The sequence below is a fragment of the Nonomuraea fuscirosea genome (assembly GCF_035917475.1).
GTDB lineage: Bacteria > Actinomycetota > Actinomycetes > Streptosporangiales > Streptosporangiaceae > Nonomuraea > Nonomuraea fuscirosea.
The window spans coordinates 4,051,858-4,065,493 of the sequence record NZ_CP109074.1 but is presented as its reverse complement, the minus strand read 5'-3'; the positions used below and the strand labels follow the sequence as shown (position 1 = coordinate 4,065,493).

General features: G+C 73.9%; 12 protein-coding genes. 5 read left to right on the top strand and 7 right to left on the bottom strand.

Annotated elements, in window-relative coordinates; all coding sequences use genetic code 11:
• Positions 1-131: 131 nt before the first annotated feature.
• Entirely contained in the window at positions 132-1,751 is a 1,620-nt protein-coding gene (locus OIE67_RS18380) for an alpha-L-arabinofuranosidase C-terminal domain-containing protein (protein ID WP_326641903.1), read from the bottom strand.
• Positions 1,752-2,081: 330 nt separating this feature from the next.
• On the opposite strand from OIE67_RS18380, the gene OIE67_RS18375 reads away from it, so the two are divergent.
• The gene (locus OIE67_RS18375) at positions 2,082-3,071 is read left to right on the top strand and encodes an endonuclease/exonuclease/phosphatase family protein (protein WP_326641901.1); all 990 of its coding nucleotides are present in this window, start codon (positions 2,082-2,084) and stop codon (positions 3,069-3,071) included.
• Positions 3,072-3,235: 164 nt separating this feature from the next.
• On the top strand, positions 3,236-5,245 hold the full coding sequence (locus tag OIE67_RS18370; protein WP_326641899.1) for an MMPL family transporter: 2,010 nt from the start codon (positions 3,236-3,238) through the stop codon (positions 5,243-5,245).
• Here OIE67_RS18370 and OIE67_RS18365 read toward each other — a convergent pair.
• Positions 5,214-6,665, bottom strand: a complete 1,452-nt coding sequence (locus OIE67_RS18365; protein ID WP_326641898.1) for a wax ester/triacylglycerol synthase domain-containing protein — start codon at positions 6,663-6,665, stop codon at positions 5,214-5,216. The two genes, OIE67_RS18370 and OIE67_RS18365, sit on opposite strands and share 32 nt — an antisense overlap.
• A gap of 195 nt (positions 6,666-6,860) precedes the next feature.
• Between OIE67_RS18365 and OIE67_RS18360 the strand changes: the two genes are divergently transcribed.
• Entirely contained in the window at positions 6,861-7,688 is an 828-nt protein-coding gene (locus tag OIE67_RS18360; RefSeq protein WP_326641896.1) for a phosphatase PAP2 family protein, read from the top strand.
• A 5-nt stretch (positions 7,689-7,693) separates the two neighbouring features.
• On the opposite strand, the gene OIE67_RS18355 is transcribed toward OIE67_RS18360, so the two are convergent.
• Entirely contained in the window at positions 7,694-8,080 is a 387-nt protein-coding gene (locus tag OIE67_RS18355; RefSeq protein ID WP_326641894.1) for a RidA family protein, read from the bottom strand.
• A 73-nt stretch (positions 8,081-8,153) separates the two neighbouring features.
• Here OIE67_RS18355 and OIE67_RS18350 point away from each other — a divergent pair, with 73 nt between their 5' ends.
• A complete protein-coding gene (locus tag OIE67_RS18350; protein ID WP_326641892.1) occupies positions 8,154-9,047 on the top strand; it encodes a LysR family transcriptional regulator in 894 nt (297 codons plus the stop codon).
• On the opposite strand, the gene OIE67_RS18345 is transcribed toward OIE67_RS18350, so the two are convergent.
• The 4 genes from OIE67_RS18345 to OIE67_RS18330 form a co-directional block, all read right to left on the bottom strand.
• Positions 9,022-9,147 (bottom strand): NUDIX domain-containing protein, encoded by a 126-nt coding sequence (locus OIE67_RS18345; RefSeq protein WP_326641890.1) that lies wholly within the window; start codon positions 9,145-9,147, stop codon positions 9,022-9,024. The two genes, OIE67_RS18350 and OIE67_RS18345, sit on opposite strands and share 26 nt — an antisense overlap.
• A gap of 292 nt (positions 9,148-9,439) precedes the next feature.
• Positions 9,440-10,558, bottom strand: coding sequence for a hypothetical protein (locus OIE67_RS18340; RefSeq protein ID WP_326641889.1), 1,119 nt, complete (start codon positions 10,556-10,558; stop codon positions 9,440-9,442).
• A gap of 19 nt (positions 10,559-10,577) precedes the next feature.
• Positions 10,578-11,876 carry a beta-ketoacyl-[acyl-carrier-protein] synthase family protein gene (locus tag OIE67_RS18335; protein WP_326641888.1) on the bottom strand — a complete coding sequence of 433 codons (1,299 nt, stop codon included), beginning with the start codon at positions 11,874-11,876 and terminating at the stop codon, positions 10,578-10,580.
• A complete protein-coding gene (locus tag OIE67_RS18330) occupies positions 11,876-12,124 on the bottom strand; it encodes an acyl carrier protein (protein WP_326641887.1) in 249 nt (82 codons plus the stop codon). The genes OIE67_RS18335 and OIE67_RS18330 overlap by 1 nt, the downstream gene beginning before the upstream one ends.
• A 261-nt stretch (positions 12,125-12,385) precedes the next feature.
• Between OIE67_RS18330 and OIE67_RS18325 the strand changes: the two genes are divergently transcribed.
• Positions 12,386-13,576, top strand: a complete 1,191-nt coding sequence (locus OIE67_RS18325) for an aminotransferase class I/II-fold pyridoxal phosphate-dependent enzyme (RefSeq protein WP_326641886.1) — start codon at positions 12,386-12,388, stop codon at positions 13,574-13,576.
• Positions 13,577-13,636 lie beyond the last annotated feature (60 nt).

The following is a 13,636-nucleotide window of genomic DNA, read 5'->3' as shown; positions in this document are numbered from 1 at the left end:
GCGGGTGGCGGGTCCGGGGTGTCGGGTGGCATCGCGGACCTTCCCTGGGGGTGCGGACCACTCGTCACGCTAGTGAACGGTGGCCCCCACGCCTCTGACCGTGGGCGTCTCTGTTCCGTTCCGGCTCGCGTTCACAGGGACAGGACGGTCACCGAGTGGGGTGGGATGGCCCATCTGCCGTCGGCGGCCTCGACCGGGCCGAGGTCGCGGACGGCGATCGTGTCCGGCGCGGTCAGCGTGTTGGCCGCGCCGAGGTCGGGCACGTCGGCGCCCACCTCGCGGATCCGGGCGGTGGCGGGCGGGGCGGCGTCGTCGAGGACGAGGCGCAGGCGTACGGTGGCGGAGCGGTGCCGGTTGATCACGGCGACGCGTACTGAGCCGTCGTCGGCGCGGGTGGCCGAGACGTCCAGGTACGGGACGGTCATGGGCGCGGTGAGCAGGCTGCCGTCCGGCCCCCGGTTGTCGCCGAGGACGACCGAGGCGGTCCGTCCCGGGCCCTCGACCTGGCAGGGCAGCACGGTGCGGCCGGTGTGGTGCCGGTAGAGGTGCCAGATGGGGTGGATCGCCGAACGCACCGCGCCACCGGGCCGGGCGACCACGAGGCCGTTGGCGTTGACCAGGTTGACCGGGTTGGCCATGGCGACGGGGGCGGGCAGGCCGGCGGTGCGGTGGATGGCGTGGAAGACGCCGGCGCAGAAGAGCGCGTCGGCGACGGTCCTTGGGCTCCACCGGTTCACCCGCACGGCCCCGGGGCCGCCGTCGGGAACGGTGGTCTCGCGCGGGGCGACGCCGCCGTCGTCGCCGGGCATCGGCTCCGGCCAGGCGGCGGGTTCGAGATGGCGCATCGTCCACTCGTCCAGTGCGAGCGCCGGCGGCCGGTCCAGGCCGGCGTCATGGGCGAGGGCGGTGACGAGCTGGGAGTAGGTGTGGATCTCGCGCTCGAAGTAGAGCGACTGAGCCACCACGGCGTCGTAGTCGTCGCCGGTCCACAGGTGCGTGCCGGCCCCGTACAGGTGCAGGGACAGGTAGTCGAGCAGCGAGCCGGCCCGCTTGAGCAGGGGCCGCGTCCACTCCTCCTGCCGCCACGGGATGCCGACCCCGACCAGTTTGACGTCCGGGTCGACCAGGCGCATGAACAGGGCGTGCTCGCGGGCCGCGGCGGCGTACTGCCCGGCCGTGCGGTGGCCCATCTGCCACGGGCCGTAGACCTCGTTGCCGACGCCCCAGAAACGCACCTTCCACGGCTCGGCCCGGCCGTTGCGCGCCCGGCGCGCGGTGAGCGTGGTGTCCCTGGCGGAGTTGGTGTACTCGATCCACCGCACCGCCTCGTCCACGTCCCGCGCCGAGTGCACCAGGTACGGCTCCGCGCCCACCGCCTCGCACCAGGCCAGGAACTCGTCGGTGCCGAACCGGTTGGACTCCCGCCCGCCCCAGGCCAGCTCCAGCCTGCTGGGCCGCTCGTCCCTGGGGCCGACGCCGTCCTCCCAGTGGTAGGCCGAGGTGAAGTTGCCGCCCGGCCAGCGGATCGGGCCGGGCCCGAGCTCGCGGCAGAGCGCCAGCACGTCCGTACGCACGCCGCGCAGCAGGCCGGGCTCGCCGATCGACAGGGGCGAGCCCTCGTCGAACACCCCGCCGTCGATGTTGCCGAAGAAGGCCGACTCCAGGAAGTGCCCGTAGACGTCGTCGTCGAGGCGGCCCGACGGCCGGCGGGTGTCGACGGTGACGACGGCCTCGGGACTGGGGACTGGCATATCAGGAAGACTCCGTTCTGGTCGTGGCCGGCGCCGCTCCCGCGCTGCCGCCGGCGTACTGGCGGCCCCGCAACCGGGCCACCGCGCGGATCGGCGTGATCGCGGCGGCCTGACCCGGCTGCCGTCCCTTTCCCGCTCGTCCACGGCAACCGTCATGCCCACCCCCGGCGTGCGCCGACCGGGCTCGCGGGAAGAGTCCTCATCCGGCGCGCTACGACGGCGGGAGAGCCTTCATCCGGCGCACGCCGACCGGGCGCGGGAGCGGTTCTCATTCGGCGTGCGGAACGCTCCTCATCCGGCGTTAAGAATGGCCGCCTAACGTGGCCGTCTGTGCTGGTGCGAGACGACGTGGAGACGGCGGGGGCGGCGCGGCCCCGCCGGGTGTGGCGGGGCCGGGCGGTCATCGGGGTGAGCGTGCTGTTCGCGGCGGGGACGGCCATGCGGGCCGGCGGGTGGGAGGCGGGCCCGCTGCTGGTGCCGCTGGTCTCCTTCACCCCCTACTTCGGGGTGGCGGCGCTGGTCGCGCTGGCGGTCGCGGTCGCCGTCAGGAGCCAGGCCGCGATCGCGATCCTGCTGGTGGTGTGCGCGGTCCTGGCCTGGTTCGTGCTGCCGCGGGCGATCCCGGGCGACGGGGCCTCCGGAGGTCGGGCGTTGCGGGTGCTGACGGCCAACCTCAACGGCGGGCGCGGCGACGCGGCGGTGATCGTCGATCTGGTACGCAGGCTCGACGTGGACGTCCTGAGCATCCAGGAGCTCACGTACGCGGTACGCGACCGGCTGTCGGCCGCCGGATTGGAGCGGCTGCTGCCGTACCACGTCGGCCGGGCGGACTTCCGCGGCCCCGAGGGCAGCGGCGTGTACTCCCGCTACCCCCTGACCGAGCGGACCGGCCTGTTCAAGCCGGTCGGGCACCACATGCCGGTGGTCGAGGCGGCGCTGCCCGGCGGCTCGCCGGTGGAGATCGTGGTCGTGCATCCGGTCGCGCCGGTGCCCCGTACGGTGCCGGAGTGGGCGGCCGGGGTCGCCGCGCTCCCGCCCGCGCCGTCGTCGGGGCCGCCGCGGATCCTGGCGGGCGACTTCAACGCGACGCTCGACCACGCGGTGCTCCGCCGGCTGCTGGACACCGGCTACACCGACGCGGCGGCGGCCACCGGGCAGGGGCTCGTCCCCACCTGGCCGCACGGACGCTCGCTGCCGCCGCTGGTGACCATCGACCACGTGCTGACCGACGCGCGGTCGGCCGCGGCAAGTGTGCGAGTGTTCGACGTGCCGGGGTCCGACCATCGTGCGCTCTTCGCCGACCTTCGGGTGAAGAGCTGACCATTCATCGGACATCTGGCGCTTATTTCGCTTCGGGCATGACGTAAAAAGGAGTCTCCGCGTGCGGGCGTTTAGCTGAGACAGGGAATCATGGGTCCACGTGCCGGCCGGCACTTTTCAGCATCGAGGCCGGAGGTGGACGGGAATTGTCGTTTTTGTTTCGTATGGCGGTTGCGCGGAGAATTGCGGCCGGTGTGGTGCTCGGCTGGGTGGCCGTCGCCGCGGTGGCCCTCCTGGCGGGCGGGCCGCTCGACGACGTACGCGTCACCAGCGGCACCTCCATGCTGGCCAGGGGCGCCGAGTCGGCCCGCGTGCTCGACCTGCTGGCGAAACAGGACGGCAGGGTGGTGCCCGCGCTCGTGATCTACGAGCGCGACGGGCCGCTCCAGGCCGGCGACCTCAAGGCGGCCAGGAAGGACCTGCGCCGCTTCACCGCCGTCCCCAACGTGCTCGGCACGGCCTCCGACCCCATCCCCAGCGCCGACGGCCGCGCCCTGCAGACGACCGTGCTCGTCTCCGGCAAGCCCGGCGTGCTGGTCAGCCCGGTCGCCGAGGAGTTGCGCAGGATCGCCGCGGAGGGCGGCCCGCCCGGGCTGGTCACCTACGTGAGCGGCGCCGTCGGGGCCGCCGCCGACTACGTCGACTCCTTCGGCCACGTCGACGGCACCCTGCTGGCGCTGAGCGTGGGCGTGGTGCTGCTGGTCCTGCTGGCCGTCTACCGCAGCCCCGTGCTGTGGGTGATCCCGATGCTGGCCGTGGTGGTGGCCTACATCTGCTCGGCGGCGGCGGTCTACGCGCTCGCCCGGGCCGGGGTGATGACGCTGCGGGCGGCCACGCCCGAGATCTTCACCGTGCTGGTGTTCGGGGTGGCCACCGACTACGCGCTGCTGCTCGTGGCCCGCTACCGGGAGCGGCTGCGGGTGACGGCCGACGAGCGGGCCGCGCTGAAGGACGCGCTGTCGGGAGGGATCCGCACGGTCGTCGCCTCGGCCCTCACGGTGGCGGGCGGCGTGGGCTGCCTGGTGGTGGCCGACACCAACGCGCTGCGCTCGATCGGCGCGGCCGCCGCCGCCGGCATCGTGATCACGATGGTGGTGATGGTGACGCTGCTGCCCGCGCTGATGCTGCTGGGCGGGCGGCGGGCGTTCTGGCCCAGCGTGCCGCGTCCCGGCGAGGCCGCCCGCGACGGGCTGTGGCGGGGCGTCGCCGGTTTCGTCGGCCAGCGGCCCCGGCTGTCCTGGGCGGGCTCGGCGCTGCTGCTGACGCTGCTGTGCCTGGGGCTGACCACGCTGGACGCCTCGGGCATCCCGCCGTCGGCGCTGTTCACCATGCGTACCGACTCCGTGGCCGGCTACGACGCGCTGAAGCGGCACTATCCCGCCAGCGCTCCCGTGGTGGTCCTGGCCAGGCAGGACAGGAGCGCCGCCGTGGCCGAGGCCGCCCGGCGGTCGGAGGGGGTCGTCTCCGTGCGGCCGGGGCCGCCCGCGCGGTGGCGCGGCATCGACGTGGTGCTCGCCGCCGAGCCCAACACGCCGGAAGCCCAGCGCCTGGTGGAGCAGTTGCGCGCGTCCGTACGCGGCGTCGCCGGCGGGGCGGCGCTGATCGGCGGGTTCACCAGCGAACTGCTCGACGTCAAGAACGCCGCCGTCGACGACGCCTACCTCGTCGTGCCGCTGATCCTGCTGGTCGTGGGGCTGATCCTGGTCGTCCTGCTGCGCTCGGTGGTGGCGCCGCTGCTGCTGATGGGCACGGTCGTGCTGTCGTTCGCCGCCACGCTGGGGCTCTGCTCGGCGCTGTTCACCCAGTTCCTCGGCTATCCCGTCATGGACGCCTCGTTCGCGCTGTACGCGTTCGTCTTCCTCATCGCCTTCGGCATCGACTACAACATCTTCCTGATGGCCCGCGTACGCGAGGAGTCCATGCGTCTCGACACCCGCGAGGCCACCCTGCACGCGCTGCGGGCGACCGGCGGGGTGATCACCGCGGCGGGCGTGGTGCTGGCGGCGGCGTTCTTCGTGCTGACCGTGCTGCCGCTGGTGCCGATCGTCCAGCTCGGGCTGCTGGTGGCAGTCGGGGTCGTCATCGACACCGTGGTCGTGCGCTCGTTCCTGGTGCCCGCGCTCGCCCACCACCTGGGGCGGGTCATCTGGTGGCCGGCGCGAGCGACTCCGTGAGCTCCCGCCGCAGCAGTTCGGGGAACTCCTCCGTACGGGCGACGCGGGGGTCGAACACCGCCGAGATCGCCACGTTCGCGCCGGCGGGCAGGATCACGACCATGCCGGCCAGGGCCGGCGGCAGGCCGGGGACCGCGAACACCTCGCCCTGACCGGCCAGGTCCCTGGGCACGGGCAGGGCGGTGGCGCCGAGCCGGCGGGGAAAGCCCCGGCCGAGCAGCGGCGACAGCAGCCGCAACATCGGCACGGCCACGGCGGCGGGCAGCCCGTACAGGCGGCGGGCGGACCGGCGGGCGTGACCGATCCGCGTGATCGTGGTCTGCTCGGCGATCCGTTCGAGCCTGGCCGCGGGGGACGGCTCGTCGCAGGGCAGGGTGATGGGGAGCAGCCCGGTGTGGTTGCCGAGCCCGGTGTGCTCCCGATGCCCGACCAGCCCCACCGGCAACCCCACCGGTAGCCCCCTCGACAGCCCCCTTGGCAGTCCCCTTGGCAGTCCCTCGGGCAACTCGTCCGGCGGCCCCGCCGATGGATCGGCCGCCTGCCCGGCCCGCAACTCACCTCGCGGGCCGGCCGCCGGCTGCCCGTGTCCGTCCAGGGCCGGCCCGCCGTCCATGGACGGCCGGTTCCAGGTGCGCAGGGCGCCGGTGACGAGGGCGAGCCCGATCTGCGCGATGCTGGCGCCGGTGGCCCGGGCGACGGCGTCGAACGCCGCCCGGTCCAGGTTCGCCACCTCCAGCCGGGGACCGTCGCCCGTGCTCTCGCCGGGGTCCGGGTGCGTGGCGAACCACGGGGGCGAAGCCGCCGCGAGGCGGCGGAGGTCGGCGAGCGCGCGCCGGGCCGGACCCGGCGACCCCCGGTACGCCGGTCCGGCACCACGCCCCCGTCCGGCACCACGCCCCCGTCCGGCACCACGCTCCCGTTCGGGTGCGGGGAGCGTGCCGGTGCCGAGCAGGGCGCGGGCGGCGGCCACGACTCCCATGCCGTCCTGGAACGCGTGGTGCGCCCGGTAGCAGATGACGTGCCCCTCCCCCGGCTCGCCGTACAGCACCATCAGGCTCCACAGCGGCCGTTCCCAGGACAGCGGCCGCAGCCGCATGGCGTCCACGACCGCCTGGTACGCCCCGGCCCCGCGCGGCAGCCGATGGAACTCGACGTGGTCGGCGGCGTCGAACCCGGGGTCCGGCTCCCAGTACGCGTTCCGTCCCCGCCCGGCCGGCCGGTAGGTCAGCGCGGGGGCCGCCACGCGCACCCGTTCCGCGACGAGTTCGCGCAGCGACTCGGGCTCGGGCGGCGGTCCCCAGCGGCGGACGGCGAGGCCGCAGTGCATGCGGGAGTCGTGCGCCGCCCCCGCGCCGAGGCGGATCGCGTAATGGTCGCCGAAGGTCAGGGGCACCGCGCCGGCGGCGAATTCGCCTTTCACGCTTGACCACGTTATCGCCGCCACCCGCCCGGCCGAAGCCATTCGTGCGAGGCGTGCCGCGACTATATTGAGCCCCAGCGAATGGCGCGGAATGGCGGCGCAACGGGCGCGAGGGGCGCGGGACTTATGGTGGAATTCAGACCGGTTGAAAAGCTAATGCTGGGCTATTTCGGGATAATGGCGGTCATTGTGGCCGTGGCCCGGAATCGCCTGCCCGACTGGCCGATGCTGCTCACCGGCTACGCACTCGCCGCGCTGCTCCTGCTCGCCCTGGCCGCCGCCGTGCGACGGCGGCCCGGCAGCAGGCCGGTCGCCGTCCTCCGGTACGCCGCTCCGCTGCTGGTGCTCCCGTTCGTCTACTCCGCCGCCGCCGAGACCGTCCTCGTGCTCCACGGCCGCTTCGTCGACGACGTGGTGCTCGCCTGGGAGCGGGCGCTGTTCGGGGGCTCCCCGAACGTGGCCGCGGTGTCCGCCGGCAGCCCGCCGCTGACCGAACTGCTGACGCTCTGCTACTTCTCCTACTACGGCTGCTTCCTGCTCCCCATCGTCCTCTACGTCCGCGGCCGTGAGCCCCTGGCCGAGCGTTACCTGTTCGCCGCGATGACGACGCTGCTGATCTGCTACCTCGGGTTCATCGCGGTCCCGCTGGCCGGTCCGGTGCCGGCCACGCCCGAGCTCGCCGCGGCGTACAAGCCGTCCGGCTACCTGATCACGTCGCTGCAGAACCAGATCATGGCCGCCTTCGACCCGCCGGGCGCGTGCTTCCCCTCGCCGCACGTGGCGGGCGCGTGGATCACGCTGCTCTGCCTGCGCCGGCACATCTCCACCCGCGCCCGCCTCGCGCTGGGCGCGCTGACCGCCGGTCTGACGGCGGCCGTCGTGTACGACTGGTACCACTACCTCTCCGACGTGGCCGCCGGGCTGGCGGTGGCGCTGGCGGTCCACTTCGCCATCGAGCGGTACGCGGCCAGGCGGCCGGCCCAACAAGCGCGGTCACGTGTCCTGCAGAGCTCGCACCGCTAGCCGCGTCACGCGGGCCGTCGTGCGTCCACCTCGATCTCGAACTTCATCCGGGGGTCCGACAGGCCGCACACGAGCATGGTCGCGGCCGGGCGGACGTCGCCGAAGCGGCGGCGCAGGGCCGGCCAGCACGGCGGGAAGTCCTCGCGGTCGGGCAGCAGGTATCTGACCCGGACGACGTCGGCGAACGAGCAGCCCGCCTCGGCCAGGGCCGCTTCGACGTTGCGCAACGCCTGCTCGGCTTGTTCGGCCACGTCGCCGGAGATCGTCATGGTCGTGTAGTCGAAGCCGGTCGTCCCGGACACGTGCACCCGGTCGCCGTCGATCACCGCCCGGGCGTAGCCGATCTCCTCCTCGAAGGTGGACCCACTCAAGATCGCGCGTCGCTCTGTCATAGGGCCACAACGTAGAAGACCAGGAGTGATATGTCCAAGACGGTCCCCATCATCATCTGATATCTCTAAGCGTATGGACCGTCCCGAGCTCAACCTTCAGCAGTTGCACGCCTTCACGGTCCTGTCCGAGGAGCTTCACTTCGGGCGCGCGGCCGAGCGGCTGGGCATCGCGCAACCGCCGCTCAGCCAGCAGATCCGCCGGCTGGAGGCGAAGGTCGGGCATCCGCTGTTCACCCGGGGGCCGGGCGCGGTCGCCCTCACGGCGGCGGGCCGGCAGCTCCTGCCCGCCGCCCGGCGCGCGCTCGGCGAGGTCGCGGCCGGTCTGGACACGGCCCGGCGCGCGGGCAGCGGTGAGGCGGGGCTCATCCGGGTCGGCTTCGCCGCGTCGCTCGCGCTGACCGTCCTGCCGGGCTTACTGCGTACCTACCGGGACCGGTACCCGCAGGTGCGGATGGAGATCCGCGAGATGACCTCGGCGCCGCAGGTGACGGCGCTGCACGAGCACGTGATCGACGTCGGGCTGCTGCGCGAGCCGCCGGACGAGCCGGGGCTGGTCGCCGAGGCGATCCTGGCCGAGGAGTTCATCGCGGTCCTGCCGGTCGCCCATCCGCTCGCGGCCCGGCGCGTCGTCCCGGTCGAGGAGCTCGCGGACGAGCCGTTCGTGCTGCTGCCCCGCGATGCCGGGCCGAGGTTCCACGACCGGATCCTCGGCCTGTGCCGCAGCGCGGGCTTCGAGCCCCGCCTCGGCCAGGAGGCCGTCGAGTGGCAGACGGTGTGCGCGCTCGTCGAGGCCGGGCTGGGCGTGTCGCTCGCCCCGGCGAGCATCCGCCGGATCCGCCTGAACGGGGTCGCCTACCGCCGGATCAGTCCGAACGACGCCCGCACCACCGTCGCGGTGGCCTGGCGCCGCGACGACCATGATCCCCTGGTCGCCCGCTTCCTCACGGCCGCCCGCAGCGACCTCTGATGCCCTCTGGCGACTTCCGGACGATCTTGAACTGGGTGAAACCCGTCTCCTCCCGCGCCTCGCGGAGGGCGGCCGCCTCCGGCGATTCCTCCGGTCGCATGCTTCCGCGGGAACCTGGCTTGATGACCTTCTCTGTCATGGGTCCCCTTCCCGTTGAGGGCGAGCGGCGCCGCGGGGGAAGAGATGTGTCGCGGTGGCGGTGCCGAGTCGGTGGTCGGCGGTCTGCAGGATGAGGAGCCGATGCTTCCAGTGAAGTCGGACGGCTGCCGGCGAGGAGGGGCATCGCTGCTGTCGACCCGGCGCGTCACCGGGCCCGTGTGTTCCGCGAGTGCAGGGTCGCGTCCCGCCCGAAGAAGGCCACCGACGCCCCGGCCATGCGATCGCCGTCGGCTTCACAGCTCGCGGCCGTAGATGCGGTACGTCCTGGCGCGGGCGCAGCCGAGTCGGCGCAGGTAGCCGTTGACGGCCTGGTTGTCCTCCAGTGTCCAGCCGTACTCCGTGCCGCCGGTGTAACCGCGCGCCGCGATGGCCTCCTGGCCCCTGGCGAACAGCACGGTCTCGACGCCGCGCCCGCGCGCGTGCGGCAGGACGCCGAACAGCACGCCCCTGACCCGGTCGATCCGGCGCACCGCCCGGACCAGGCGCAGCATCCCGATCGGCAGGCCGAAACGGGTCAGGCGGCCGCGCGCGGCGGTCAGGGCCTGGTTGAGGTCGGGCAGGGCGAGGGCGACCCCGGCGGGTTCCCCGGCCACCTCCGCGAGCTGCACGATCGCGGGATCGAGGTGCGCCTTCAGCCGCCCGGTGACGTCGGCGAACTCGGCGCCGGTCATCGGCGTGAAGCCCCAGTTGCCCTGCCAGGCCCGTTCGAAGACCTCCTGCACCACCCTCATGTCGGCGTCGTAGCCGGAGCCCAGGTCGAGGGGCCGCACGGTGACCTGGTGACGCCGCTCGGCCAGCCGCGCCACGCGCAGCAGCCGCTCCATCGGCAGCCCGCCGGCCGTCTCCTCCCACGTCCACAGGTCCTTGGCCTTGCTCAGCCCGCAGGACTCCAGCAGCGGCGGGTAGTAGGCCGGGTTGTACGGCATCATCACGCTCGGCGGCCGGCCGAACCCGTCCACCAGCACCCCGCACTCGTCGTTGGTGGTGAACCCGACGGGCCCCAGCATGGTGCGCAGCCCGCGCCCGCGCAGCCACGACGCCGCCGCGTCCAGCAGTTCGCGCGCCACCGACGGGTCGTCGGCGCAGGTGAACTGCCCGAAGAACCCGTCGCGGGCGGCGCGGAGCTCGTTGTGCCGCGGGTTGTGCACGGCGGCGACGCGCCCGGCCACCCGGCCGCCCCTGCGCACGGTGAACAGCTCGACGTCGCCGTACTCGAAGAACGGGTTGCGCCGCCGGTCGAGCAGGCGCCGGCAGTCCTCCCGCAGCGGCGGCACGAAGGCCGGATCGCGGCCGTGCAGCCGGTACGGGAGCTCGATGAACTCCCGCAGCTCGCGGCGGCCCCGCACGGGCACGGCCGCCGTGGCCGGCCCGCTAGGGGCGTGCGGAGGTGAAGACGAGGCTCGCATTATGGCCCCCGAAGGCGAACGAGTTGGACACGACGGCTCCCGGACCGAGCGGGCGCGGCCGGCGTACCACGTCGATCTCGCACTCGGGGTCCTGGACGTCGAGGTTGATCGTGGGATGGATGAGGCGTTCGTGCAGCGTCAGCACGCTGACCACGGCCTCGATCGCCCCGGCCGCGCCGATCGCGTGGCCGAGGATGCTCTTGGTGGAGGTGACGGGCACCTGTCCTGGCCCGCACAGCCGGGCGATGACCTGGGCCTCGGTGATGTCGTTGAGCGGGGTGCCGCTGCCGTGGGCGTTGACGCAGGCGACGTCGCCGGAGCGCAGGCCCGCGTCGGCCAGCGCCTGCCGGACGCACCGCTCGGCGCCCTCGCCCTTGGGGTCGGGAGTGGTCAGGTGGTGGGCGTCGGAGGTGCGGCCGTACCCGGACAGTTCGGCGTAGACACGGGCGCCGCGCCGTTCGGCGTCCTCCAGCCGTTCGAGTACGACGAACGCCGCGCCCTCGGCCAGCACGAACCCGTCGCGGGCGGCGTCGAACGGCCGCGAGGCGCACTCCGGCTCGTTCACCCGCTGCGACAGCGCGCCGCAGCGGTGGAAGGCGAGCAGGATCGTGGGCGACACGCACGCCTCCGTGCCGCCGGCCACGACCAGGTCGGCCGAGCCGTCGCGGAGCAGGCGCAGGCCCTCCCCGATCGTGTGGCCGCCGGAGGCGCAGGCGGTGGAGACGGTCAGGCTGGGGCCGAGGATCTGGTGACGCATGCTGACGAACGCGGCGGAGGCGTTCGGCATGATCCTCGGGACGTAGAGCGCGCTCGGCTGCGCACCGGCCCCGGGCGGGCTGGGCTGCGGGCTGGGCGGCGCGGCGTACGCGGCGCCGAGCAGGGTGGCCTCGGCGGTCTCGTTGCCGCCGAGCGCGGTGCCCGTCACGACCGCCCGCCGCTCGGGCGGCACCCACGCGCCGCCCAGGCCGCTCATGCCGCTCGGATCGATCAGCCCGGCGTCGGCGAGCGCGTCGTCGGCCGCGCACACGGCCAGCAGCGTCGCCCGGTCCATGCGGCGCGCCTGCTTGCCCGTCACGTAGGGGCCGGTGTCGAAGCCGGGGACCTGGCAGGCGAAGCCGACCGGCAGGGACGAGGCGTCGAAGGAGGTGATGGTGCGCGCGGTGGAGCGCCCGGCGATCAGGGTGTCCCAGAACGTCCGCAGGTCGTTGCCGCCCGGTGTGCGCACGCCCAGGCCGGTGACGGCGACGCGGACCCGTTCCGCCATCAGCCGGCCTGGGCCCCGGCGCGGACCAGGGAGGCCACGTCGGCCAGGGTGCGGGCCTGCTTGGCGGTGTCGAGGTCCACGACGAGCTGGAAGCGGTCCTCGCTCGCCGCGGCCAGCTCGGCCATGTCGAGGCTGTCGGCGTCCAGCTCCTCGCGCAGGTCGGTGTCGGGGGCGATCCGCGCCGGATCCACCGAGAGGATCCTGGCGCAGATGGCGCGCAGCTGGTGGAAGATCTCGTCCTCGGTCATGCTCACGTCCTTGTCGGCTCTCGGCTGTCGCCCGGTCAGGTGCTGGTCGGGCGCTTGGTCGGGCATCGGGCCGGCGACGCGGCGGACCCGGGCGCCGCACGGCACGGAGCACTTCCCCCGGACCTGGGCACCGCGAAGCACGAGGCGCTTCCCCCGGACCTGGCCGGTTACTCTACTCTTACGCTTCGACACTGTCAGCTACGATCGCCTGACGCGGAGCGAGTCGCCGGACCGCTCCGGACAAGGCGGAAAGTGAGTGCCGTGACGGACCCGTTCAGCAAGTGCCGGCTGCCCGGCGAGATCGAGGCGCTCATCGCGCCGGGCGTCTACCCCTTCTACGTGCCGGTGGAGGAACGGCCGGGCGGCGGGGAGGCCGTGGTGGGCGGCCGTCGCGTGCTGATGGCCGGCTCCAACGACTACCTGGCGCTGTCCGGCGACCCCCGGTTGAAGGAGGCGGGCGCGCGGGCGCTGCGCCGGCTGGGCGCGGGCAACTCCGGCTCGCGCGCGCTCAACGGCACGCTGGCCCTGCACCAGCGGCTGGAGGAGGAGCTGGCGGCGTTCCTCGGCCACGAGGCGGTGATGGTGGTCTCCACCGGCTACCAGGCCAACCTCGCGCTCAGCGCCCTGTTCGGGCCGCGTGACCTGCTGCTGGCCGACCGCGACATCCACGCCTCGCTCATCGACGCCGCCCGCCTCGGCCTGGCTCCGCTGCGCCGCTACCGGCACAACGACCTGGACCAGCTGGAGCGCCTGCTGGCGGAGGCCGATCCGGCGGCCGGGGTGCTCGTGCTCACCGAGGGCATGTTCTCGGTCGGGGGCGATCTGTGCGACCTGCCCGGCATCGTCAAGCTGGCCGAGCGCCACGGGGCGCGGATCGTGCTCGACAGCGCGCACGACCTCGGGCTGCTGGGGCCGGGCGGGCGGGGCGCCGCCGAGCACTTCGGGCTGCAGCCGGCGGTGGACGTGCAGACGCTGACGTTCTCCAAATGCTTCGGCACGCTCGGCGGGGCGGTCGCCGGGCCCGGTCACGTCATCGCCTACCTGCGGCACAGCGCGCGGGCCGCGCTGTTCTCGGCCTCCCTGCCGCCGGCCTGCACGGCGGCGGCGCTGGCCGCGCTCGACGTGGTCCGCACGGAGCCGGAGCGCCGCCTGGCCGTGCTCTCCGCGGCCGAACGGCTCCGCTCAGGGCTGGCCGCGCTCGGCTTCGCCGTCCCGCCCGGGGGCACCCCGACCGTGTCGCTGCGGGTGGGCGACGCCATGACGTGCTGCCGGTTCTGGTCGGGGTTGCTGGAGGAGGGGGTGCTGGCCAACGCCATGCTGCCGCCGGGGGTGCCCGAGGGCCGGGCACTGATCCGGCTGAGCGTCACCGCCGCCCACACCGGCGCGCAGGTGGACCGGATCCTGGACGCGGTCTCCGCCGTCGCCACCCGCCTCTCCCTCCCCGCCGGCTGACCGTCCCGGCTTCAAGCGTGAGTCCCGGCAGTACGGAGCCGCCGCCTCTCAGGCGCCGGT